This window comes from Stenotrophomonas sp. STK17_22 (genome assembly GCF_051983905.1).
Lineage (GTDB): Bacteria > Pseudomonadota > Gammaproteobacteria > Xanthomonadales > Xanthomonadaceae > Stenotrophomonas > Stenotrophomonas maltophilia_A.
On sequence record NZ_CP197010.1, the window covers coordinates 4,300,726 to 4,324,636 of the forward strand.

Consider the following 23,911-nt stretch of genomic DNA (forward strand, 5'->3'; position numbering starts at 1 on the left):
ACGACACGACAGGAACGTGACTCTGCTCACCTTCCACGACATTTCGGAATTCCCCTACAAAAAAAAAGAGGGCGGACCTTGCGGTCCGCCCTCCCGGTATTGCTATCGCACTTCGAACGATCAGAAGCGCTGGGTGTACTTCATGTACAGGAAGCGACCGACGTCGAAGCCACCGTAGTAGGCGAAGCTCGAGTTCGGCGCCGAGTACTGCAGCGCACCGCGGTGATCGAACACGTTGTTCGCACCCAGGGCGATGGTGGCATCCCACGGAGCCTTCCAGCTGACCTGCACGTCGTGGAAGGTGTTGGAGCCGGTGTGGCGCAGCGGATCCGGCTCACCATTGGCGTAGTGGTTCGGGGCGTCGCACCATGCGTCGTCGATGCAGCTTTCCTTCATGCCCGAGTAGTAACGAGCAGTCCAGTTGACACCGAAGTCACCCAGCTCCCAGTTCACGCCCAGGTTCGAACGGACGCGGAACAGGCCCGGCTCACCAACGCGACCGATGGTGATGTTCTCACCCTTCTTGTTCTGGCCGGCTTCGTCGTACTTGGCCAGGTAGCTGGTCTGCCAGTCGATGCTGAACTTGCCGATCGACAGTTCCGGCAGGCGGTACTTGACACCCAGGTCGTAGCCTTCGGTCTCCATCGAGCCGAGGTTGGCCAGGCCGTAGGTCAGCGCCTCGATATGGCCATCGGCGGCACGGGTGACGCCTTCGCAGCGAGCTGCGTTGCCCAGCACGTAGCAGTCACGCAGGATGCGATCAACGCTGTCAGCGATGATCATGTTCTTCAGCTCGTAGCGGTACCAGTCGAGCGAGATGTCCAGGCCCTGCACCCAACGCGGGCTCCAGACCAGGCCAACCGTCTTGCTCTTGGAGGTTTCCGGCTTCAGAGCCGAATTCGAACCGCTGACGAACTGGTCCGGGGTCGCGCACGGGAAGGTGCTGCAAGGCGCGAAGCCCTGGCCGACCTGCACGTAGTTGGCCGGCACGCCAGCCGCGGCGCAGGCAGCATTGCCAGCGACGTTGCCCGGCGAGGTCGAACCGCACGGATCGGTGTAACGCTCGAAGCTCGAGTTGGTGCCGCCGTACAGATCGTCGACGGTCGGCGCGCGGAAGCCTTCTGCGTAGGTACCGCGGACCAGCAGCTCTTCGATCGGGCGCCACACCAGGCCGAACTTCGAGTTGATCGTGTCACCGAAGTTGCTGTAGTCGGAGTAGCGGCTGGCGACGTTGAAGGTCAGTTCCTTGGCAAACGGCAGGTCCGACAGGATCGGCACGTTCAGTTCCAGGTAGAACTCATCCAGCGAGTAGTTGCCCGAGGTGGTGGTCGACGCCAGGCCGGTCGACTGGCCCGACTGACGGAAGGCGTCCGGCACGAAGCGGCCTTCTTCCTTGCGGTGCTCGTAGCCCATGGCCACGCCCAGGTCACCGGCCGGCAGCTCGAACAGCGAACCGGACAGGTTGGCGGTGTAGCTGGTGGTCTTGGTCACACCGGTGTCGGTGTAGGTCGGGAACAGGAAGTTCTGCAGATCACGGTCGGCAAGCGAGCCCTGGCCGTTGACGCCATACGGCAGCAGCGGGTTCCACGGACGGCACTGGCTCAGCGGGATCGGGTTGGCGGCGGTGCCGCACTGGGCAACACCCTGGCCGTTGATGAACGACTTGCCAAGTGCCTGCTCGGATGCGATCAGGCTCATGTCGCCGTAGCCGGTCTTGGTCAGCTCGTTGCGGTTCCACAGCGCACCGACGTCCCAATCCCAGGTCTTGCCAGCGAATTCGAAGAAGCCGCTCAGGCTCGGCGCGAAGCGCAGGGTCTTGAGGTCGCTCTTGGTGGTACGCGGCACTTCCCACAGGCGGCGACGGAACTCGACGTCCTGACCGATCGGGTTGAACGCGCTGTCCTTCGACAGCGGGGTACCGAACGACAGCGACTGGTACGGGTAACCCGCGATCTGCTGGTCGGTGGTGCGCTGGTTGTACAGCACGTCAGCATTGAAGGTGATCGAGTCGGCCAGATCGTAGCTGCCGTTGACGTACACGGACTTACGCTCGATGCCGGTCTGCACCATCATCTGCTGGTTGGCATTGGAGTACTCGGCCGGGGTCAGCTGGTGGTAGTCGGCCGCATTCTTCGGGTCACCGCCCGGATTCAGGGTCATCCACTCCGGCTGCGGCTGGCCTGCAGCGCGCGGCTTGCAGTCGCCCCACACGCGCGGGTCGCACCAGGTGCTGTTCTGGCTCAGCGGGCTCCAATCACCGGAGGTGGTGTTCGGGCCCAGGCCGCCGTCGCGGCTGAACCAACGATCCTTCGCCCACACCGGATCCTGCTTGGAGTATTCGGCCGACAAGGTCACGCCGCCACGCTCGCCTTCGGAGCCGAGGGTGAACGAGTAGGTGTTGGTGTCGCCGTCGCCGCGGCCGTACTGGCCGACGTAGACGCTGGCTTCAGCACCGTCGAAGCGCTTGCGGGTGATCACATTGACCACGCCAGCGATGGCGTCCGAACCGTAGATGGCGGAGGCGCCATCCTTCAGCACTTCGATGCGCTCGACGGCGGCCATCGGAATCTGGCTCAGATCCTGGTAGCCGGCAGTGGTCGCGCCCAGGCGCTTGCCGTTCATCAGCACCAGGGTGCGCTGCGCGCCCAGGTTGCGCAGGTCGACGTAGTAGCCGCCAACGTTTTCGCCGGAGGACAGCGAGTCCGCACGGGAAATGGCCGGCGAACCTGCCGAGGTCAGGTTCTGCAGGACATCGGCGACGGTGGTGTAGCCCTGCTTTTCCAGGTTCTCACGGCTCAGGGTGAGGACCGGCTGCTGGGTCTCCATCGAGGCGCCGCGGATGCGCGAGCCCGTGATTTCGATGCGATCCAGGGTGGTCGCATCCTTTGCTTCCTGTGCAGAAGCAAAGGCGGGCGTCAGCGCCAACGCAATGCCAGCCGGCAGAAGGCCCAGCCGCACTGCGGGATTACGAACGTTCATCTATCTCTCCAAGGTACGTGTTAGCAGCGTGTTAAAACACCCCAGCACGTTACGATTGCGTTGCAGCGCTGTATTTGCGCGAACCAACCGGAGACTTTGCAGATTGTGGCGGCAGCAAGCCGCCGTTCTCCCTGAAGCGCGATGCGGACTGGCCGTAGCGGGCGCGGAACGCACGCGCGAAGCTGCAGCAGTTGTCGAAGCCACTGGCTGCAGCAACTTCGCCGACCATCATGTCAGTGTCACGCAGCAGGTCGGCAGCGCGCTCAAGGCGCAGCCGCGCCGAAAGCGACTGCGGGCTTTCCTCGTACAGGCTCTGGAAGGTCTTGGAGAGATACCAGCTGGAGAAGTTGGTCAGCTCGGCCAGTTCACCGATGCGCACCACGCGGTGGCTGTTGCCTTCCAGGTACAGGCGGGCGCGCTGCATGCGGCCGAACACCTGGCGCTTGCGGCTGCGCGAGCGCCCCGGGCAACGCTGCACGTTGTCGGCCAGCCCACGCTGCAGGCCCGCCAGGTGCAGCAGCAGCGGGCGCAGTGCCTGTGCCGGCTGGCCACTGGCAAGCGCATCGCGCCACAGGCGCAGCGCAACGCGGGCATCGCCACGGTTCATGCGGCCACGCCCGGCATACAGACCGCAATCGGCCATCTCGGCCAGCACGCGCAGCGCTTCGACCGTCAGGTTCAGGCCAACGCACAAGCCGTTGCGACCGGCCTGCACCAGCGGCCGCGACTCCTTCTCGAAGGCGATCCACTCGCCCTGGCGCAAGCGGAAGCGTCCTTCCTTGGCTTCCACCCAGGAGCTGCCGCGCACCTGCATCCACACAGTGAAGCTGCTGCCTGCGGTCTGCAGGCTGCCGAGCCGGGCCACGCCCAGGCAGGTCGGCGCAGCATCGTCGAGCGACCGGTCCAGAGAGACGGTTTGGCCGCGATCGGCCAGCGAGAGTTGACGCATGGGGGCACCACGGATTTGCCTAGTACAGGCCTCCGTTTTGCCAAATCAGGCGGCACCACGTCAGGAAAGTCAGACGAGATCGCCACGAATTCGCGGCGAGGTCGCCACGAAGAAATTACGAAGGCCCATTTCCGTTGAACAGCAACAACTTGGAGAACGCCGGAAGCAGCGTCGGCGAGCGCTCGGGCAAACGCATCACACCGATGTCGGCACCGTCGCTGACCGCCATTGCCACGAACAGGGTGCGCCCATCGGCGCCGGCGCTCAGCCCGTTGCCGGCACTGAGGCGTTCCGCATCCAGGCAGCGTTCCGGTTCCTCGCGCCCGGCCTGGATCAGCACCAGTGTCGTACCGCAGCGGGTGGACGTACCGAGATAGCCGATCGCACTGTTGCCGGCCACGGTCCAGGCCCGGTACCGCCACCGGCTGGGCTGGTCATCGCTGATCTGCTGCACGCTGCCTGGCGCCAGCGCCGCATCCACCGACCACAGGCCACCTGCGGCCAGGCGGGTGAACAGCACACGCCCGCTGCTGCGATCGAACCGCGCCTGAGACACGCCCTCGATGCTGGCAAGGCGGCGCCAAGGCTGCACGCTTCGATCAAACAGGCTCAGCCGGGTCTGTTGCTGGTCATCGCGCTCGACTACCAGCAGCTGGTCCGGGTTTGCGCCGTACAGTGCCTGCAGCGGCTGCTCCGACGGTACCGGCAACGGCTGGACGCGTTCGTCACGTGGGGCGATCTCATAGACCACCGTGCGTCCGTGTTCGTCGCGCCCGACCACCAGCAACCGCCGGCTGTCGGCCGACCAGTCCGGTGCCTGGCGTGCCTCAGGCCGCAATCCTTCGATAGGCCGCAGCGAATCGGGGCGCTCCATGTCCGCCCACCACAGCGCGAAGCTGCCTGAACGATCGGACGTGAACACCAGTTGGCGTCCATCCGGCGCCGCCATCGGCTGCCCATCCCGGCCGCTGGACGCAAACAGGCGCTGCGGGGGTGAACCGCCCTCCATCGGCACCTTGAAGATGCCGAACTGCGCGCGGCGGTGAACGAAGGCCAGCATGCCCGCGCGGCGCGCCGTCGCCGGCCATTGTGCGTCGTCGAGCCCGGCGTCGCGCAGCGTGCGGCTCTCGACGTCCAGGTAGTACAGGCGCACCTCACTGTCGACACGGCGTCCAAACACGATCGTCCGGCCATCACGCAACCAGGCCCAGCCACGCAGTTCAGCGGCCTCGTTGGTCAGCTGCTCGGGCGTGCCACCCGCGGCCGGCATGCGCCACAGGTCGCCCAGCTGCGGATTGCGCACGAATACCAGCCACTTGCCATCAGGCGAGTAGCGCGGCGCATAGTCGAAGTCATCCTCGGCGACACCGTAGTCCAGCGCCTCCCATTGGCCACTGGCCAGATCAAGCTTGCGGATGCCGCGATGCGCATAGCGCCCCACCATGCTGCCGAACACCAGACCACGGCCGTCCGGCGTCCAGTCGAAACTGAGCAGCTCGGTGCCATCACACCGTGTGGCCTGGCGCAGGGCACCACCGGTCGCGCTGGCGATCAGCACCTGGCAACCGCCGTTGTTGCTGAACCGCGCGAAGGCGATCTCGCGTCCATCCGGCGACCAGCTCGGGAAGCGATCGACCGAGCCGGCCGGCGGAGCCAGCAGCTGCCGCGCAGGCGCGTTGCCGGAGGTCTGCACCTTGATCGCGCCACCGCCCTGCCCGTCTTCGTTGGCGCCCTCATAGGCCACCAATGAACCATCGGGTGAAAGCGTGGGATAGGTTTCAAAGCCGCTGGTCGCGGTGATCAACCGATAGGGACGCTGCGGGCTGCCGATCACCCGCGTGCCGTTCTCCACGGCCGCGTCCACAGCTGAACTGCTGGCCGGTGCCCGCCGCAGCAGCAGCGCGGTCAGCACCACCACCGTGGTCAGCATCAGCACGCCCAGCACCAGCAGTACGCGCCGGCGGACGTGGCGCCAGCGGCGGCGCGATGCCTGCACGTGTGGCGGCATCATCTCGGCGATGGCCATCGCCGGTTGCATGTCCACGATTTCGTCATCGGCTCCCGCCGGCGGCGCCGGCTCGACATCGTCCAGTACCTGCACCGGCACCAGCAGGCGATAGCCGGTCTTGGCGATGGTCTCGATATAGGCCTGGCCGTTGTCGTCGTCGTTGCTGAACGCCTTGCGCAGCTGGGTGACGGCCTGGGTAAGCACATCATTGGTCGGCAGCGTGTCCGGCCAGACTTCCGCGAACAGTTCATCGCGGGTGACAACACGCCCCGGCTGGCGCAGCAGCACACGCAGCACGCCCAGCGCCTTCGGCGTCAGCCGACGCGGGCGACGCGCACCCACGACCTCGACTTCACGCGAGGACAGAGTGACAGTGCACTCTCCTATCCGGATCCGATCGAATCCGGGGGGCTGGTTTTCACTGCTGTTCATTTTCCGCTACACAGTAGAGACAGGTCCGGGGCAGCGTTTGCCTTCGATACCCTCCCGTCCTGGGAACAGCAAAAAGCCAGACTCCGCACAAAGCATCGGCGCATACCGCAAAAACAATGAAGCGGGCGAATACTAGCCTATGCGGGTTACCTCGCCTATCGCGTGGTCGACATCCAGGCTCTCTCTCGCCGACGCATTCACATAATTTGCTGCACCATTCGCGCCCTGCGGGGCGCGAAATTTTTATCTGGCGTTCATTTTCACATGCGCCGCAGCATGGTCAATCCAACCAGTCGCGAAACCACCAAAGCTACGTACATCACGCCTGAAAACTGCTCCAGCATGACCAAGGCGCGCGCCTGCGGATGCAGTGGCACGACGTCGCTCAAGCCAACACCCGAGAGCAAACTGAAGCTCAGATAAAGAAGCTCCATCCAGGTGCGCTGCGCGCCACCACCGGTGCCCTGGAAACTGCCCGGATACCATTGCTGGCACACGGCGAAAGCAAACGCGAAGGCCCACGCCAGCAACGTGAATGTCGCACCTGCTGCGAACAGTTCATCGCGGGTGACTTTATGGTCCTGGAGCATGTAGGCGATGAGCGCACCGGCCGTATAGAAGTACAGCAGGCTTTCCAGCAGCTGCGCGGTGGTCACCAGCGCACTGCGATCCAGCAGTGCGCCGGCCAGCGAGAACACCACCGAAGGAATGGCCAGCAGCAGTGCCAGCCAGGTGCCCAGCGGACTGCGCTGGACCACCCACAGCGCCAGGCCGAGTACCGCCATGCCGAACATGCCCAGTGCCGCACGGCCGCCGGCGGTGTCATCAAGTGCGGGATACAGCAGCACCGCGATCAACTGGGCACCCAGCAGCCAGGCCGAAGGATGGCGGCGGGCAATGGCCAGCCAGCGGGTGGTGATGGCAACGGGCATGGCGTCCTTTCCCCAGGGTGATGGGCGGAGGATAGCCGGGAGCGGCGTGATGAGCGGTAGTGCCGGCCACTGGCCGGCACTCTCCCCGGTCCCACGCACGACGGAATGCCGGCCAGCGGCCGGCACTACCCGTTACACGTCAGCCCTGGTGATAGACCTCGGCGCCGGCGGCGCGGAACTCTTCCGACTTCTCCTTCATGCCGGCCTCGGCGTAGTCGCGCACGTCCTGGGTGATCTTCATCGAGCAGAAGTGCGGGCCGCACATCGAGCAGAAGTGCGCCAGCTTGTGCGCATCCTTCGGCAGGGTCTCATCATGGAATTCCTTGGCCTTCTCCGGGTCCAGCCCGAGATGGAACTGGTCTTCCCAGCGGAACTCGAAGCGCGCCTTGCTCAGCGCGTTGTCGCGTACCTGCGCGCCGGGGTGTCCCTTGGCCAGGTCCGCCGCATGCGCGGCGATACGGTAGGCCATGATGCCGTCGCGCACGTCCTGGCGATTGGGCAGGCCGAGGTGTTCCTTCGGCGTCACGTAGCAGAGCATCGCCGTACCGAACCAGCCGATCATCGCCGCACCGATCGCGCTGGTGATGTGGTCGTAGCCCGGTGCGATATCGGTGGTCAGGGGGCCCAGCGTATAGAACGGCGCTTCGCCACACTCGCGCAGCTGCTTGTCCATGTTCTCCTTGATCAGCTGCATCGGCACGTGGCCGGGGCCTTCGATCATGGTCTGCACGTCGTGCTTCCAGGCGATCTTCGTCAACTCACCCAGCGTCTCCAGCTCACCGAACTGCGCGGCATCGTTGGCATCGGCGATGCAGCCCGGGCGCAGGCCATCGCCCAGCGAGAAGGTCACGTCGTAGGCCTTCATGATTTCGCAGATGTCTTCGAAATGCGTGTAGAGGAAGTTCTCCTTGTGGTGTGCCAGGCACCACTTGGCCATGATCGAGCCACCGCGGCTGACGATGCCGGTGACCCGCTTGGCGGTGAGCGGAACATAGCGCAGCAGCACGCCAGCGTGGATGGTGAAGTAGTCCACGCCCTGCTCGGCCTGCTCGATCAGTGTGTCGCGGAAGATCTCCCAGGTGAGTGCTTCGGCGCGGCCATCGACCTTCTCAAGCGCCTGGTAGATCGGCACGGTACCGATCGCCACCGGCGAGTTGCGGATGATCCACTCGCGGGTCTCATGGATGTGCTTGCCGGTGGACAGGTCCATCACCGTGTCACCGCCCCAGCGGATCGCCCACACCAGCTTCTCCACCTCCTCGGCAATGCCCGAGGACACGGCGCTGTTGCCGATGTTGGCGTTGATCTTGGTCAGGAAATTGCGGCCGATGATCATCGGCTCGCTTTCCGGATGGTTGATGTTGTTGGGCAGCACCGCACGGCCGCGGGCGATTTCGTCGCGCACGAACTCCGGGGTGATGATCTTCTGGATCGAAGCGCCGAACGCCTCGCCCGGGTGCTGCTGCAGCAGCCCGGCATCGCGGATCGCGTCCAGCCGCTGGTTCTCGCGGATGGCGACGAATTCCATTTCCGGCGTGATGATGCCGCGGCGCGCGTAGTGCATCTGGGTGACGTTGGCACCTGCACGCGCACGGCGTGGCAGGCTGCGCGCGGGGAAGCGCACCGCATCGAGCTTCGGGTCATGCTCGCGATCGCGACCGAACGAAGAACTCAGTCCTTCCAGCCGCTCGGTATCACCGCGTTCTTCCACCCAGCCGCGACGCAGTGCCGGCAAACCAGCGGACAGATCGATGCGCACCTCCGGATCGGTGTACGGGCCCGACGTGTCGTAAACGGTCACCGGTGCATTCTCTTCGCCGCCGAACAAGGTCGGCGTGCGGGTCAGCGCGATCTCGCGCATCGGCACCTGCAGATCCGGGCGTGAACCGGGCACGTGGATCTTGCGCGAGCCGGGAATGGGCCGGGTCACGGATTCGGAGAGTTGCTGGGCCTGTTGCTGCAGGGCGGAGAGCTGTGCGTTCATCGGGCATCGTCCAGGAAGGTCAGGGACGAAGCGGCGGCGCACTGCTGCCGCGCCCGGACGGTCCTTGGGCGGAGTCCGGGCATGGCTGCACTGCAAAGCTTCCCTACGCCGGTATGAGCCGGATCAGGTTCCAAGGGACTGTCTCAACCGTGGCCACATGGCCGCGGTACCCCCGCTTCTTGGTGTGCATTAGAGCATAGAACGCACTGCAGCTCCTGGTGGTTCCATCCACGCACGGCGTGGATCTGCTGTTTCTGTATTAACAGAACCGTGACATCGCATTCAGTAACGTGCACGCGCATCGTGCCGCTGCGGTCGGTGTTTCCCCGCCGCCTTCGCGGCCCCTGCCCGGTCTGTGCTGCATGTCGCCGGCCCCTCGCAGCAAGCTCTGCTCGCTCCCCTCAATCCCTTGATCGGAGAAGCTCCTTCATGGTGTTTCGCGTTTCCATCGCACTGGTTCTGCTTCTGGTGCTGCTTGCCGGTGTTGCACCCGGCCCCTTCAATACCGTGGTGCAGTCGGTACTGGCCGATGTCATCCGCAGTGTCGGCTGGCTCTATCTTCTGGTCGTGTTCCTGGCGCTGACTTTCCTGATGTACCTGGCATTCGGTCGCTTCGGCAACCTGCGCATCGGCGGTGAAGATGCCGAGCCGGAGTTCTCGCGCGCCAGCTGGATGTCGATGCTGTTCGCCGCCGGCATGGGCATCGGCCTGGTGTTCTGGGGCGCCGCCGAGCCGATTTCCCACTTCACCAAGCCTCCAGAAGGCCTCGCACCGCAGAGCATGGACGCGGCGCGGGCTTCGATGCGCTATGCATTCTTCCATTGGGGTCTGCATCCATGGGCAATCTACGCGCTGATCGGCCTGGCGATGGCCTGGTTCCAGTTCAACCGCAATGGCCGTGGACTGGTCAGTGACATGCTGCAACCGATCATCGGCCGGCACCATCGCGGCTGGATCGGACGCGTGGTCAACATCGCCGCGGTTGTTGCCACTGCCATTGGCGTGGCCACCACGCTGGGGTTCGGTACCATCCAGATCGCTGCCGGCATGGAACGCGTGTTCGGCCTGCACGCGGGTGTGCCACTGCAGCTGACCATCATCGCCATCGCGTTCGTGCTGTACATGGCCTCCACCGCCAGCGGTGTCGAGCGCGGGGTGAAGTGGCTGTCCAACTTCAACCTTGCGCTGGCCGCGCTTCTTGCGGCCACCGTACTGGTGCTGGGTCCAACCGGATTCATCTTCGATACGTTCACCACCACACTGGGGTCGTACCTCAACCAGCTGGTGACGATGAGCCTGCGCATGTCGCCGTTCTCGGGCAGCACATGGGTAGCGGACTGGACCATCTTCTACTGGGCGTGGTGGATTTCCTGGGCCCCGTTCGTCGGCTCGTTCATCGCGCGCATCTCGCGTGGGCGCAGCGTCCGCGAGTTCGTCATCGGCGTCGTGCTGGCCCCCACGGTGCTGGGCTTCTTCTGGTTCGCGGTGTTTGGTGGCACTGCGCTGTGGGCGCAGATCTTCGGCCACGCCGACCTGGTGCAGGCGCTGGGCAACGGCTATGAAACGGTGCTGTTCACCCTGTTTGACAGCATGCCGCTGCCCTTGCTGCTTTCCTGCATCGCACTGGTGCTGCTGATGATCTTCTTCGTGACATCAGCCGATTCGGCGGTGCTGGTGCTGGCCAGCATGTCCACTGACGAGGCAGGCGATCCGCCGTTGAAGCGCAAGCTGGCCTGGGGCATCGCGGTGGCGCTGATCGCAGCGGCGTTGCTGCTGGCCGGTGGCCTGGATGCACTGCAGGGCATGATCACGATTGCGGCGTTGCCATTCGCGCTGCTGATGGTGCTGGTGATGGTGTCGCTGTACCGGGTGCTGGACCAGGAGTACACGCGCGAGCGGCGGCAGGCGCAGCGCCAGCGGCACATGATCGATGCGTGGATCGCGCGCGAGATGGCGGCGCAGGAGGAGACCCAGGCGGAGGCGGCGCGCGCGCACGATCAGGATTGAGGGGGTTTTGCAGCCTGCGGCTGCACCGCTTTTCTCAAGCAACGGCAACTGCAACAGCAACTTCACAAGCGGCTCTGGGTTGCTGCTGGTTTGGCGGAGAGGGGGCAGATGGCGGGACACGCCGCAAGTACGTCCCTGTAGGCTCGGCCACGGCATCCATGCCGTGGACGGTCCCGCCATCTGCCCCCTCTCCGCCTCCGACAATTTCTCGGTGACGGTTGGTCTTCCACGCCATGCGTGGATGAGGTGTATCGGAAAACAAGAAGGGGTCGGATTCGTTTTCCTGTGGAAAACGGATCCGCCCCCAACCCACAGCACGCGGCTGTTGCTGTTGCCTTTGCTTTTGATCTTCTTCTTTCTCTTCCTGCGGTGGCAGCCACAGGAAACTGTCCGTGGCCGGGCGGGTGGATTGGCTGGGGGCGTGAGCCGCATGGATGCGGCGACCGAGCTTACATGGACGTACTTGCAGCGGCCCCCAGACAATCCACCCGCCCGGCCAAACCCAGCTTTACGGAATCCACCGCAGAGGGGGCTCCGCCCGGTGGCCGGGAAACCTCAATACCCCGCCGCCTGCCCATCCTTTCGACTCTCAGACGCACCGTAGTAAACGCCGGATTCCGGATCACGCATGATCGCCTGATACCCGCCATACGGACCATCGGCGAACACGATGCGATGCCCCTTGCGCATCAGCGCACGCACCGTTTCATACGGGAAGCCGGTTTCCAGATTCACTTCACCACCGTCGGTCATCGCCGTGGCCTGCCCGGTCGGTTCAGTCGAGCCTTCGTGCTGGATGCGCGGTGCATCACCGGCCTCCTGCAGGTTCATGCCGAAGTCCACCAGGTTCATCACGATCTGCGCGTGGCCCTGCGGCTGCATCGCGCCACCCATCACGCCGAAGCTGGCATACGGCTTGCCGCCCTTGGTGATGAACCCCGGGATGATCGTCTGGAACGGGCGCTTGCCCGGTGCGTAGCCGTTGGGATGGTTCTTCTGCAGCACGAACATCTCGCCACGGTCCTGCAGAATGAAACCCAGACCGGGCGGCGCCATGCCGCTGCCCATGCCGCGGTAGTTGGACTGGATCAGCGACACCATCATGCCGTCGGCGTCGGCCACGGTCATGTAGATGGTGTCGCCTTCTTCCAGCTGCTTCGGCGTGCCCGGCTGCACTTCCTTCAGCGCCTTGTCCATCGAGATCAGCGCGCGGCGCTGTGCGGCGTAGTCCTTGGAAATCAGCTTCTGCACCGGCGCCGGCTGGAACGCCATGTCGGCATAGAAGCGCGCGCGGTCGGCGAAGGCCAGCTTCTTCGCTTCCACGAACAGGTGCACATGCTCGGGTGAACCAAAGGGAATCTTCGAGAAGTCGTAGCCTTCCAGCACGTTGAGGATCTGCAGCGCGGCGATGCCCTGGCTGTTCGGCGGCAGCTCCCACACGTCGTAGCCACGGTAGTTGCTGCTGACCGGTTCGACCCACTCACCGTGGTGGTCGGCCATGTCCTGGTAGCTCAGGAAGCCGCCGTTGGCCTTGAAGTAGTCGCCGATGGTGCGGGCGATATCGCCCTTGTAGAAGGCATCACGACCGCCGTCGGCGATTTTCTGCAGCGTGCTGGCCAGATTCGGGTTCTTCCACATCTCGCCCTTGCGCGGGGCATGGCCGTTGATCGTGAACTGTTCCTTGAAGCCCGGGTACTGCGACAGCTTGGGCACCGAGCGGTCCCAGTAGTAGGCGATCACCTCGGCCACCGGATGGCCCTCGCGGGCGTAGCGGATCGCCGGCGCCAGGTTGTCGGCCATCGGCTTGCGGCCGAAGCGGTCGTGCAGCGCGAACCAGCCATCGACTGCGCCGGGCACGGAGACCGGCAGCGGGCCGGTAGCCGGGATGTCCTTCAGGCCACGGCGCTGGAACTCGGCCGGGGTGAGTGACTTCGGCGAACGGCCCGAACCGTTGTAGCCATAGAGCTTCTGCGTCTTCGGGTCCCAGACGATGGCGAACAGGTCGCCGCCGATGCCGTTGCCGGTCGGCTCCATCAGGCCAAGCGCGGCGTTGGCGGCGATCGCCGCGTCCACCGCCGAGCCACCGCCCTTCATCACGTCCAGCGCGATCTGGGTGGCCAGCGGCTGTGAAGTGGCAGCCATCGCATGCGGGGCGATTACCTCCGAACGCGTGGCAAAGGTGTGGCCGGTGATGCGGTCGGCGGCGGAAGACAGTGCGGGCACAGCGGCCAGCAGAGCAGCGGCCAGCAGGGAACGGGCAAGGCGTCGGGACACGGTCGGGTTCCGATGGAAGGGTGGTCCCTCGATCTTCGCCGCTGCGGCCGGCATGCGGTATCGGGCAGAGGTCATGGACGTTGATCCTGGGGTGGGTGCGGAAGGTCCGCCCCCACCAAGGCGAAAATCCGCCTAATTCCGCGCAAAAACTGCCCTGAAAGGAGTGAATTCGGGTTCACCGAAACACTTTCAGTGGCAACCATCCTTGTGCCGCAAGCGATTGCGCTGGATGCAGCGGAAACCGATGGAAAATCCGTTGCGAGGGTTGACAGCGCCGAAACGGTTGTGTTCCTCTCGATCACATGTTGCATCACAACACGCCACCGCGAACCCACATCGAAGCCGCCGACACCGGCGCCGCCTCGCTGCGTTCGATTCTTGTGCTCGTACTTATTACCCAACCAACAGGTGCGGGACGAGCCAGCGTGTAAGCAACAAACACACCGGAACTCTTCAAAAACCCGCACCCGCCCCGGTGCGGGTTTTTTCATTTCAGGACCTGGTTTCAGACGCAACCACCATGCACAACGCCGATCGCACAACCCGGACCTGCACCACCGCGACGCCTCGTGGTGGCTGTGCCTGTGCAACGCGCGGCGCCTCCTCCACCGCTTTCCCCTGACCGGCCGGCACGTCACCTCGACGACCGGCCGTTCTTTTTCTTCCCACCGCAAGGAACCTCCCCCATGAGCACCAACGACCTGCCCCAGACCAAGATCGCCGTCATCGGCTACGGCAGCCAGGGCCGCGCCCACGCGCTGAACCTGCGTGAATCCGGCTTCGATGTGGTGGTAGGCCTGCGTCCGGGCGGCCCGACCGAAGCCAAGGCGCAGGCCGATGGCTTCACCGTGATCGCGCCCGCTGAAGCGGTGAAAGACGCCGACCTGGTCGCCGTGCTGACCCCGGACATGGTGCAGAAGAAGCTCTACAACGACGTGCTGGCGCCGAACATGAAGCAGGGCGCCTGCCTGCTGTTCGCGCATGGCCTGAACGTGCACTACGGCATGATCGAGCCGCGCGCCGACCTGGACGTGGTGCTGGTTGCGCCGAAGGGCCCGGGTGCGCTGGTGCGTCGTGAGTATGAGATCGGGCGCGGCGTACCGTGCATCTGGGCGGTCTACCAGGATGTCAGCGGCAAGGCTGCGCAGCACGCGCAGGCCTATGCGGCCGGCCTCGGCGGCGCCCGCGCCAACCTGATCCAGACCACCTTCAAGGAAGAAACCGAGACCGATCTGTTCGGCGAGCAGGCGGTGCTGTGCGGCGGCGCCTCGGCGCTGGTGCAGGCCGGTTTCGAAACCCTGGTCGAAGCCGGCTACCAGCCGGAGATCGCCTATTACGAAGTGCTGCACGAACTGAAGCTGATCGTGGACCTGTTCTACGAAGGCGGCATCTCGCGCATGCTGGAGTTCATCTCCGAGACCGCGCAGTACGGCGACTACGTCAGCGGCCCGCGGGTGATCGACGCCGGCACCAAGGCGCGCATGAAGGAAGTGCTGAAGGACATCCAGGACGGCACCTTCACCAAGAACTGGGTGGCCGAGTACGAAGCGGGCCTGCCGAACTACAACAGGTTCAAGCAGGCCGACCTGGAGCACCCGATCGAGAAGGTAGGCAAGGAACTGCGCGCCAAGATGGTCTGGTTGCAAGGACAGGCCGCGTAACCGCGCGGCCCTCCCCCACCCGCTTTGCAAGGTTCCCCCATGAACTCTTCGACACATCGCAGCGCGCCGCCCAACGGCGCGCGCTGGCTGACCCAGGCGCTGGAGGCCGAAGGCGTCCGCACGCTGTTCGGCTATCCCGGTGGCACCATCATGCCGTTCTACGACGCGCTGGTGGATTCGTCGCTGAAGCACATCCTGGTACGCCATGAGCAGGGCGCGGCGCTGGCCGCCAACGGTTTTGCCCGCGCCAGCAACCAGGCGGGTGTCTGCGTGGCCACCTCCGGCCCGGGCGCCTCCAACCTGGTCACCGGCATTGCCGATGCGATGCTGGATTCGGTACCGATGGTCTGCATCACCGGTCAGGTCGGCACGCCGCTGCTGGGCACCGACGCCTTCCAGGAACTGGATGTGTTCGGCCTGACGATGCCGATCGTCAAGCACAGCTGGCTGGTGCGCAGCGTCGATGACCTGCCGCGCGTGGTCGCCGATGCATTCCGGATCGCCCGCGAAGGCCGGCCCGGCCCGGTGCTGATCGACCTGCCCAAGGACGTGCAGCTGGCCGATGCCAGTCATCTGCCAGCGCACGTGCCGAGCAGCATCGAGCCGCCGCCTGCGCCGGCCGAAGCGGCCATCGCCGAGGCCATCGCCGCACTGGCAGCCGCCGAAAAGCCGGTGGTCTACGCCGGTGGTGGCATCGCGCTGGGCGACGCGGTGCAGGACCTGCGCGACTTCGTCGAGGCCAGCGCCATCCCCACGGTGATGACCCTGCGTGGGCTGGGCGCGTTGCCGGCCCACCACCCGCAGTCGCTGGGCATGCTGGGCATGCACGGTACCCGCGCGGCCAACATGGCGGTGCAGGAAAGCGACCTGCTGCTGGTGCTGGGTGCGCGCTTCGATGACCGTGCCACCGGCAAGCTGGCCGAGTTCGCACCGTTCGCCCGCGTCGTCCACATCGACGCCGACGCCTACGAGATCTCCAAGCTGCGCAGCGCCGACGTCGCCGTGCCCGGCAACGTCAGCCATGCCATCCGCGCCCTGCGTGCGGCCTTCCCCTCCCCCAAGGCCCACCAGGACGCATGGCGCAAGCGCTGTGCACAGCATCGTGATCGTTTCGCTGCGCGTTACGACGCCCCCGGCCAGCATATCTACGCCCCGGCGCTGCTGAAGCGCCTGAGCGAGCTGGCACCGGCCGATGCAGTGATCGCCTGCGATGTCGGCCAGCACCAGATGTGGGTCGCCCAGCACTGCCGTTTCAACCACCCGCGCAATCATCTGACCAGTGGCGCGCTGGGCACCATGGGCTTCGGCCTGCCGGCCGCGATGGGTGCGCAGTTCGCATGCCCCGAGCGCACCGTGGTGCTGGTCTCCGGCGACGGCAGCTTCATGATGAACGTGCAGGAGCTGGCCACCATCGCGCGTTGCCGCCTGCCGGTGAAGATCGTGCTGCTGGACAACAGTTCGCTGGGCATGGTGCGGCAGTGGCAGGAGCTGTTCTTCGCCGAGCGTTACAGCGAGATCGACCTGTCTGACAACCCGGACTTCGTGGCACTGGCACAGGTGTTCGGCATCGCCGCCACCCGCATCGACAACCGCGACGACGTGGAAGGCGGCCTGGCCGCACTGCTGGCCGAACCAGGCCCGGCGCTGCTGCACGTGGCCATCGATGCACGCGCCAACGTGTGGCCGCTGGTGCCGCCGAACACCGCCAACAGCACGATGCTGGAAAGCAACCCCGCCCATGCCCGCCAGGAGACCCCCAATGCAATACCGGCTTGACCTGGTGCTGCACCCGGCCGAAGGCGCGCTGCTGCGCGTGATCGGCATGGCCGAACGCCGTGGCTTCGCGCCGCGTGCGATCAGTGGTGCGCCGGTGGCCGCCGACGATGGCCGCTGGCACCTGCAGCTGGTGGTGGATGGCCAGCGTCCGGCGGAAACGCTGTGCCGGCAGATCGAGAAGATCTACGACTGCGTGTCCGTGCAGGTCACCGCCGTGGAAGGAGCATCCGTATGAACACCCGTACCGTAGCGACCACGGTGCCGGTACGGAGGCGTCTTCTTCGCCGCCCGTGCCCGCATGCGGCGGTCTTCTGCACTGCGCTGGTGGCCCATGCCGGCCGCTGACACCAGCCAGGAAAGCGATGTCGGCGACGTAAGCGTCGCCGACGTACTGGCGGCGCAGGCTCGTCTGCGCCGCTTCCTGCCGCCCACCCCGCTGCACCATGCCGAACGCTTCGGTACCTGGCTGAAGCTGGAGAACCTGCAGCGCACCGGTTCCTACAAGGTACGCGGCGCATTGAATGCGCTGCTGGCCGGCCGCGAGCGCGGCGATACCCGGCCAGTGATCTGCGCCTCGGCCGGCAACCATGCCCAGGGCGTGGCGTGGGCGGCCTACCGCCTGGACGTGCCGGCCATCACCGTGATGCCGCATGGCGCGCCCGCCACCAAGATCGCCGGCGTCGCCCACTGGGGCGCGACCGTGCGCCAGCACGGCACCAGCTATGACGAGGCCTACGCCTTCGCGGTCGAACTGGCACAACGCCACGGCTACCGCTTCCTGTCCGCGTTCGACGATGCCGACGTGATCGCCGGCCAGGGCACGGTCGGCATCGAGCTGGCCGCACACGCGCCGGACGTGGTGATCGTGCCGATCGGCGGCGGCGGGCTGGCCTCCGGCGTTGCGTTGGCACTGAAATCGCAGGGCGTCCGCGTCGTTGGCGCGCAGGTGGAAGGCGTCGATTCGATGGCCCGCGCGATCCACGGTGACGTGCGCGAGATCGCCCCCGTTGCTTCGCTGGCCGACGGCGTGCGGGTGAAGATTCCCGGCTTCCTGACCCGCCGCCTGTGCACCTCGCTGCTGGACGATGTGGTGATCGTGCGCGAAGCCGAACTGCGCGAAACCCTGGTCCGCCTGGCACTGGAAGAACACATCATCGCCGAGGGCGCCGGTGCGCTGGCACTGGCCGCCGGCCGCCGCGTCGCCGGCCGCCGCAAGTGTGCGGTGGTCTCCGGCGGCAACATCGATGCCGGCGTCCTCGCCGGCCTGCTCACCGACATCCGCCCGCGCCCGCCACGCAAACCACGGCGACGGCGCAGCGAAACACCGCGCTCGCCCGCCAAGCCCAGCGCCATCGCTTCCCCCACCTCTTCCCCTTCCCCCCTGCAAGCCGTCGCACCCGCTGTCGAGGAGATTTCCCTGTGACCACCATCGAACGAATTACCACCCCGCGCATCCGCATCTTCGACACCACCCTGCGTGACGGCGAGCAGTCCCCCGGCTGCAGCATGAGCCCGCCGCAGAAGCTGGTGATGGCGCGTGCGCTGGACGAACTGGGCGTGGACATCATCGAGACCGGCTTCCCGGCCAGCTCGCAGTCCGACCGTGAGGCGATGGCACTGATCGGCCGCGAACTGCGCCGCCCGAGCTTGACCCTGGCGGTGCTGTCGCGCTGCCTGCAGGCCGACATCGAAACCTCGGCACGTGCGCTGGAGGCCGCTGCCAACCCGCGCCTGCACGTGTTCCTGTCGACCAGCCCGCTGCACCGCGAGCACAAGCTGCGGATGACCCGCGAGCAGGTACTGGAGTCGGTACGCAAGCACGTATCGCTGGCCCGGTCCTATATCGACGATGTCGAATTCTCGGCCGAGGATGCCACCCGCACCGAGCTGGACTACCTGATCGAAGTCGCGCGCGTGGCCATCGCTGCCGGCGCCACCACCATCAACCTGCCCGACACCGTCGGCTTCACCACGCCGGAAGAGATCCGCGCGATGTTCCAGCAGGTCATCGCCGGCGTCGCCGACGTGCCGAATTCCGCCAACGTGATCTTCAGCGCGCATTGCCACAACGACCTGGGCCTGGCCGTGGCCAACTCGCTGGCCGCCATCGAAGGCGGCGCGCGCCAGGTCGAATGCACCATCAACGGCATCGGCGAGCGCGCCGGCAACTGCTCGCTGGAAGAGATCGCGATGGTGCTGAAGGTGCGCCAGGCCTTCTACGAGCAGGACAGTTCGATCAACACCCCGCGCATCGTCGGCACCTCGCAGCTGCTGCAGCGCCTGGTCGGCATGCCGGTACAGCGCAACAAGGCCATCGTCGGTGCCAATGCCTTCGCCCACGAATCGGGCATCCACCAGCACGGCATGCTGCGCCACCGCGGCACCTACGAAATCATGCGTCCGGAAGACGTGGGCTGGGAAGATTCGCAGATGGTGCTGGGCCGCCACAGTGGCCGCGCCGCCGTCGAAGCGCGCCTGCGTGCGCTGGGCTTCTGGCTGGACGAAGACGAACTGAAGCTGGTGTTCGAGCAGTTCAAGGGTCTGTGCGAACAGCAGCGCGTGGTCACCGATGCCGACCTGCAAACCTTGATGCAGGGCGGCTCCAACGCGCAGGGCTACCGCCTGGCGTCGATGACCATCAGCGACGTCGGCAGCCGCGCCAATGCACTGGTCGAACTGTCCGACCCGGACGGCAACCGCGTGGCCGAGACCGCGCAGGGCGATGGCCCGGTCGATGCACTGTTCGGCGCGCTGTCGGCCGCTACCGGCGTGCAGCTGATGCTGGACAGCTACCACGTGCACAGCGTCGGCATCGGCGCCGATGCGCGCGGCGAAGCCAATCTGAGCGTACGCCACGAGGGCGTGGAGTACGACGGCACCGGCACCAGCAAGGACATCATCGAAGCCTCCGCGCTGGCCTGGCTGGATGTGGCCAACCGCCTGCTACGCCAGCGCCAGGCTGCCGCCCACAGCAACACCGACGTTGCCACCCCCGCCACCGCCTGAGGACCCCGCCATGAGCGCCTTCGACACCCCCACCCCGGCCAGCGCCGCTGGCCAGCAGTGGAACGCCCAGGATTATGCGATCGACGCCAGCTTCGTGCCGCTGCTCGGCGGCGCGGTATCGCGCCTGCTCGACCCGCGCGCCGGTGAACGCATCCTCGACCTGGGCTGTGGCGATGGCGTGCTCAGCACCGAGCTGGCGCTCAGCGGCGCGCACATCCACGGTGTGGATGCCTCACCGGAACTGGTGATCGCCGCCCGCGCGCGCGGTGTCGATGCGCAGGTGATGGATGGGCACGCGCTGTCGTTCGACAGCGAGTTCGATGCGGTGTTCAGCAATGCGGCACTGCATTGGATGGGTAACCCCGACCAGGTGCTGGAAGGTGTGCGCCGCGCCCTGCGCCCCGGCGGCCGCTTCGTCGCCGAATTCGGCGGCCATGGCAACGTGGCCACCATCATCGCGGCGGTGCAGGCCGCGCGCGTGGCCCACGGCCACGGCGCCAGTGCCTTCCAGTGGTACTTCCCCACTGCCGATGCCTATGCCGACCGCCTGCGCCAGCATGGTTTCCAGGTGCAGCTGATCGAGTGCACGCCGCGCCCGACCGCACTGCCTACCGGCGTTGCCGGCTGGCTGCGGGTATTCGCTGCGCCGCTGCTGGACGACCTGCCGGCCGAGGCACGCGCCACCGTGCGCGAGGCCGCCACCGCATTGCTGGCCGAGCTGCCGCGCAATGCCGCCGGCCAGCCGCTGGCCGACTACGTGCGGCTGCGGGTGCTCGCCCGCCGTCGCTGACATGACCTTTTCGCTATCTTTCCTGATGTCCGCACCTTCGTACTTCTGCCAGGCACACGCATGACTTCCGCACCCCGCACCCTGTACGACAAACTGTGGGACGCCCACGTGGTTGTCCCTGAATCCGCCAGCGCGCCCGCCGTGCTGTACATCGACCTGCACCTGATCCACGAGGTGACCTCGCCGCAGGCGTTCACCGAACTGCGCGAGCGCGGCCTGTCGCCGCGCCGCCCGGATCGCACCAAGGCGACGATGGACCACTCCACGCCGACCCTGCCGGCTGCCGCCGATGGCACGCTGCCCTATGCCAGCGCCGCCTCCGAAGCCCAGGTCGCCACGCTGGCACGCAACTGCGCCGAGCACGGCATCGAGCTGTTCGACATGGCCTCGGACAATCGCGGCATCGTCCACGTGATCGCGCCGGAACAAGGCTTCACCCAACCCGGCATGACCATCGTCTGTGGCGACAGCCACACCTCCACCCACGGGGCCTTCGGCTCGCTGGCGTTCGGCATCGGTACCAGTGAAGTCGGCCACGTGCTGGCCACGCAGTGCCTGCTGCAGCGCAAGGCGAAGACGCTGGCGATCACTGTTGATGGGCCGCTGGCTCCCGGCGTTGGCGCCAAGGACGTGGTCCTGCACATCATCGGCGTGATTGGCGTCAACGGCGGAACCGGCCACGTGATCGAATTCCGTGGCAGCACCATCGAAGCGATGGACATGGAACAGCGCATGACCCTGTGCAACATGTCGATCGAGGCCGGCGCACGCGCCGGTATGGTGGCGCCGGACCAGGTCACCTTCGACTTCGTCGCCGCGACCCCACGTGGTCCCAAGGGCGCCGACTTCGACGCTGCCGTGGCGCGCTGGCAGCAGCTGCGCAGCGATGAGGGCGCGCGTTTCGACAGTGAAGTGCACATCGACGCTGCCGATATCCGCCCGACCCTGACCTGGGGCACCCATCCGGGCACCGCCATCGCAGTGGATGCGCCGATTCCGGCGGCCAACGATGCTGCCGCACAGAAAGGCCTGGACTACATGCATTTCCAGGCCGGCAGGGCGCTGGCAGGTACGCCGGTGGACGTGGTGTTCGTCGGCTCGTGCACCAACGGCCGCCTGAGCGACATGCGCGAAGTGGCCCAGGTGCTGCGCGGTCGCCGCGTCGCCGAGCGGGTGCGCATGCTGGTGGTGCCGGGCTCGGAGATCGTCAAGCGCGAGGCCGAGGCCGAAGGCATCCATGAGATCGTGCGCGCGGCCGGTGCCGAGTGGCGCGAGCCGGGCTGCTCGATGTGCATCGCCATGAACGGCGATCTGGTCGCGCCCGGGCAGCTGGCCGTGAGCACCAGCAACCGCAACTTCGAAGGCCGCCAAGGACCCGGTTCGCGCACGCTGCTGGCCTCACCGATGAGCGCGGCGTGGGCCGCGGTGAACGGGCACGTCGCCGATACCCGCGAACTGTTCGCACAGGAGGTGGCGTGATGGCCGGTTTCCGTACCCTGACCTCGGCCAGCGTGGTGCTGCGCCAGACCAACATCGACACCGACCAGATCATTCCGGCGCGGTTCCTGTCCACCACCGAACGCGCCGGCCTGGGCCGCAACGCGTTCAATGACTGGCGCTGGCAGGCCGACGGCTCGCCGGTGGCCGACTTCGCCTTCAACCAGCCGCACAACGCCGGCCGCAGCATCCTGCTGGCGGGCCGCAACTTCGGCTGCGGCTCGTCGCGCGAGCATGCACCGTGGGCACTGACCGACCTGGGCCTGCGCGCCATTGTCAGCAGCGAGATCGCCGACATCTTCCGCGGCAACTCGCTGAAGAACGGCCTGCTGCCGATCGTGCTGGACGAAGCCGACGTGCAGGCGCTGATGCAGCGCCCGGACGACGAGCTGACCATCGACGTGGCCGCGCGCGAGCTGCGCACGCCCGATGGGCGCGTCTATTCCTTCCCGCTGGATGGCTTCTCGCAGACCTGCCTGCTGGAAGGCGTCGACCAGTTGGGGTATCTGTTGGGCCGTGTCCCTGAAATCGAACGCTACGAGAGTGAGCATGCACGCTGAAATTGTTGTCCTGCCCGGTGATGGCATCGGCCCGGAAGTGGCCGCCGCGGCAGTCGCCGTCCTGAAGGCCGTCGCCGAACGCTTCAACCACACCTTCACCTTCAGCGAGCACGACATCGGTGGCATCGCCATCGACCGCCATGGCGAGCCGCTGCCGGCCTCTACGTTGACCGCCTGCCAGGCCGCCAACGCGGTGCTGCTGGGTGCGGTCGGCGGCCCGAAGTGGTCCGATCCCAACGCCAAGGTGCGCCCGGAACAGGGCCTGCTGGCGATCCGCAAGGCGCTGGGCCTGTATGCCAACCTGCGCCCGGTGCGCACCCATGAAGCCGCGCTGCACGCCTCGCCGATCAAGGCCGAGCTGCTGCAGGGCGTGGACTTCGTGGTCGTGCGCGAGCTGACCGGCGGCATCTACTTCGGCGACAAGACCCGCGACGCCGACAGCGCCAGCGATCTGTGCCGCTACACCGTAGCCGAGATCGAGCGCGTGCTGCGCAGCGCTTTCCGCCTGGCGCAACAGCGTCGCGGCAAGGTCACCTCGGTGGACAAGGCCAACGTGCTGGAAACCTCGCGCCTGTGGCGTGACGTGGCCGCGCGCATCGGCCGCGAGGAGTTCCCGGACGTTGCGCTGGAGCACCAGCTGGTCGATTCGATGGCGATGCACCTGCTGGCCAAGCCGCGCGAGTACGACGTGATCGTCACCGAGAACATGTTCGGCGACATCCTCACCGATGAGGCGTCGATGCTGGCCGGCTCGCTGGGCCTGCTGCCCTCGGCCTCGCTCGGCGAACCCGGTGCGGTCGGCATCTACGAGCCGATCCATGGTTCGGCCCCGGACATCGCCGGCAAGGGCATCGCCAACCCATACGCGACGATCTTCAGCGCCGCGATGCTGCTGCGCCATTCGCTGGGGCTGGAAGCGGAAGCCGCCGCGGTGGAAGCCGCCGTGCACGCCGTGCTGGATGATGGTGTGTTCACTGCCGACCTGGCCGCCAAGGGCCAGGCGGTGAGTACCGCCACCGCGACAGATGCGGTGCTGGCGAAGCTGGGCTGATGCAT

16 protein-coding genes and 1 riboswitch are annotated in these 23,911 nt (G+C 66.3%); of the genes, 10 read left to right on the top strand and 6 right to left on the bottom strand.

The features are described 5' to 3' along the window. Positions 1–120: 120 nt before the first annotated feature. The 5 genes from ACSYS9_RS20120 to thiC all read right to left on the bottom strand — a co-directional run bounded on the left by ACSYS9_RS20120 (position 121) and on the right by thiC (position 9,284). Positions 121–2,979: a TonB-dependent receptor gene (locus tag ACSYS9_RS20120; RefSeq protein ID WP_071228160.1), complete on the bottom strand. Its 2,859-nt coding sequence runs from the start codon at positions 2,977–2,979 to the stop codon at positions 121–123. Between the two features lie 49 nt (positions 2,980–3,028). Further along, entirely contained in the window at positions 3,029–3,928 is a 900-nt protein-coding gene (locus tag ACSYS9_RS20125) for a helix-turn-helix transcriptional regulator (RefSeq protein ID WP_032128400.1), read from the bottom strand. 115 nt (positions 3,929–4,043) lie between these two features. After that, positions 4,044–6,368: a winged helix-turn-helix domain-containing protein gene (locus ACSYS9_RS20130; protein WP_071228159.1), complete on the bottom strand. Its 2,325-nt coding sequence runs from the start codon at positions 6,366–6,368 to the stop codon at positions 4,044–4,046. A 260-nt stretch (positions 6,369–6,628) separates the two neighbouring features. Then, positions 6,629–7,300, bottom strand: a complete 672-nt coding sequence (locus tag ACSYS9_RS20135) for an ion channel (protein ID WP_071228158.1) — start codon at positions 7,298–7,300, stop codon at positions 6,629–6,631. A gap of 139 nt (positions 7,301–7,439) precedes the next feature. Beyond that, positions 7,440–9,284: a phosphomethylpyrimidine synthase ThiC gene (gene thiC / locus ACSYS9_RS20140; RefSeq protein ID WP_071228157.1), complete on the bottom strand. Its 1,845-nt coding sequence runs from the start codon at positions 9,282–9,284 to the stop codon at positions 7,440–7,442. Positions 9,285–9,366: 82 nt separating this feature from the next. Further along, positions 9,367–9,468: riboswitch (TPP riboswitch) on the bottom strand. Between the two features lie 245 nt (positions 9,469–9,713). Between thiC and ACSYS9_RS20145 the strand changes: the two genes are divergently transcribed. After that, positions 9,714–11,291: a BCCT family transporter gene (locus tag ACSYS9_RS20145; protein WP_049400562.1), complete on the top strand. Its 1,578-nt coding sequence runs from the start codon at positions 9,714–9,716 to the stop codon at positions 11,289–11,291. A gap of 555 nt (positions 11,292–11,846) precedes the next feature. Here the strand turns inward: ACSYS9_RS20145 and ggt are convergent. Then, positions 11,847–13,640 (bottom strand): gamma-glutamyltransferase, encoded by a 1,794-nt coding sequence (gene ggt / locus ACSYS9_RS20150; protein ID WP_256200916.1) that lies wholly within the window; start codon positions 13,638–13,640, stop codon positions 11,847–11,849. Between the two features lie 611 nt (positions 13,641–14,251). Here ggt and ilvC point away from each other — a divergent pair. The 9 genes from ilvC (at position 14,252) to leuB (ending at position 23,906) form a co-directional block, all read left to right on the top strand. Continuing rightward, positions 14,252–15,226 (top strand): ketol-acid reductoisomerase, encoded by a 975-nt coding sequence (gene ilvC / locus ACSYS9_RS20155; RefSeq protein WP_032130453.1) that lies wholly within the window; start codon positions 14,252–14,254, stop codon positions 15,224–15,226. 39 nt (positions 15,227–15,265) lie between these two features. Next, on the top strand, positions 15,266–17,002 hold the full coding sequence (gene ilvG, locus ACSYS9_RS20160; protein WP_071228156.1) for an acetolactate synthase 2 catalytic subunit: 1,737 nt from the start codon (positions 15,266–15,268) through the stop codon (positions 17,000–17,002). Next, positions 16,986–17,237, top strand: coding sequence for an ACT domain-containing protein (locus ACSYS9_RS20165; RefSeq protein WP_014038403.1), 252 nt, complete (start codon positions 16,986–16,988; stop codon positions 17,235–17,237). Before ilvG ends, ACSYS9_RS20165 begins: the two co-directional genes overlap by 17 nt. A 96-nt stretch (positions 17,238–17,333) precedes the next feature. Beyond that, positions 17,334–18,425, top strand: a complete 1,092-nt coding sequence (locus ACSYS9_RS20170; RefSeq protein WP_071228155.1) for a threonine dehydratase — start codon at positions 17,334–17,336, stop codon at positions 18,423–18,425. Next, a complete protein-coding gene (locus tag ACSYS9_RS20175) occupies positions 18,422–20,008 on the top strand; it encodes a 2-isopropylmalate synthase (RefSeq protein ID WP_071228154.1) in 1,587 nt (528 codons plus the stop codon). The genes ACSYS9_RS20170 and ACSYS9_RS20175 overlap by 4 nt, the downstream gene beginning before the upstream one ends. Before the next feature lie 10 nt (positions 20,009–20,018). Beyond that, positions 20,019–20,798 carry a class I SAM-dependent methyltransferase gene (locus ACSYS9_RS20180; protein ID WP_440568458.1) on the top strand — a complete coding sequence of 260 codons (780 nt, stop codon included), beginning with the start codon at positions 20,019–20,021 and terminating at the stop codon, positions 20,796–20,798. A gap of 60 nt (positions 20,799–20,858) precedes the next feature. Beyond that, positions 20,859–22,277, top strand: coding sequence for a 3-isopropylmalate dehydratase large subunit (gene leuC, locus ACSYS9_RS20185; RefSeq protein WP_071228152.1), 1,419 nt, complete (start codon positions 20,859–20,861; stop codon positions 22,275–22,277). Then, positions 22,277–22,855, top strand: coding sequence for a 3-isopropylmalate dehydratase small subunit (leuD, locus tag ACSYS9_RS20190; protein WP_005410953.1), 579 nt, complete (start codon positions 22,277–22,279; stop codon positions 22,853–22,855). Before leuC ends, leuD begins: the two co-directional genes overlap by 1 nt. Then, positions 22,845–23,906 carry a 3-isopropylmalate dehydrogenase gene (gene leuB, locus ACSYS9_RS20195; protein ID WP_071228151.1) on the top strand — a complete coding sequence of 354 codons (1,062 nt, stop codon included), beginning with the start codon at positions 22,845–22,847 and terminating at the stop codon, positions 23,904–23,906. The genes leuD and leuB overlap by 11 nt, the downstream gene beginning before the upstream one ends. Positions 23,907–23,911 lie beyond the last annotated feature (5 nt).

Coding starts and splice junctions, on each gene's coding strand:
- ACSYS9_RS20120 (WP_071228160.1), bottom strand. CDS start 2,979: ATGAACGTTCGTAATCCCGCAGTGCGGCTGGGCCTTCTGCCGGCTGGC.
- ACSYS9_RS20125 (WP_032128400.1), bottom strand. CDS start 3,928: ATGCGTCAACTCTCGCTGGCCGATCGCGGCCAAACCGTCTCTCTGGAC.
- ACSYS9_RS20130 (WP_071228159.1), bottom strand. CDS start 6,368: ATGAACAGCAGTGAAAACCAGCCCCCCGGATTCGATCGGATCCGGATA.
- ACSYS9_RS20135 (WP_071228158.1), bottom strand. CDS start 7,300: ATGCCCGTTGCCATCACCACCCGCTGGCTGGCCATTGCCCGCCGCCAT.
- thiC (WP_071228157.1), bottom strand. CDS start 9,284: ATGAACGCACAGCTCTCCGCCCTGCAGCAACAGGCCCAGCAACTCTCC.
- ACSYS9_RS20145 (WP_049400562.1), top strand. CDS start 9,714: ATGGTGTTTCGCGTTTCCATCGCACTGGTTCTGCTTCTGGTGCTGCTT.
- ggt (WP_256200916.1), bottom strand. CDS start 13,640: ATGACCTCTGCCCGATACCGCATGCCGGCCGCAGCGGCGAAGATCGAG.
- ilvC (WP_032130453.1), top strand. CDS start 14,252: ATGAGCACCAACGACCTGCCCCAGACCAAGATCGCCGTCATCGGCTAC.
- ilvG (WP_071228156.1), top strand. CDS start 15,266: ATGAACTCTTCGACACATCGCAGCGCGCCGCCCAACGGCGCGCGCTGG.
- ACSYS9_RS20165 (WP_014038403.1), top strand. CDS start 16,986: ATGCAATACCGGCTTGACCTGGTGCTGCACCCGGCCGAAGGCGCGCTG.
- ACSYS9_RS20170 (WP_071228155.1), top strand. CDS start 17,334: ATGCCGGCCGCTGACACCAGCCAGGAAAGCGATGTCGGCGACGTAAGC.
- ACSYS9_RS20180 (WP_440568458.1), top strand. CDS start 20,019: ATGAGCGCCTTCGACACCCCCACCCCGGCCAGCGCCGCTGGCCAGCAG.
- leuC (WP_071228152.1), top strand. CDS start 20,859: ATGACTTCCGCACCCCGCACCCTGTACGACAAACTGTGGGACGCCCAC.
- leuD (WP_005410953.1), top strand. CDS start 22,277: ATGGCCGGTTTCCGTACCCTGACCTCGGCCAGCGTGGTGCTGCGCCAG.
- leuB (WP_071228151.1), top strand. CDS start 22,845: ATGCACGCTGAAATTGTTGTCCTGCCCGGTGATGGCATCGGCCCGGAA.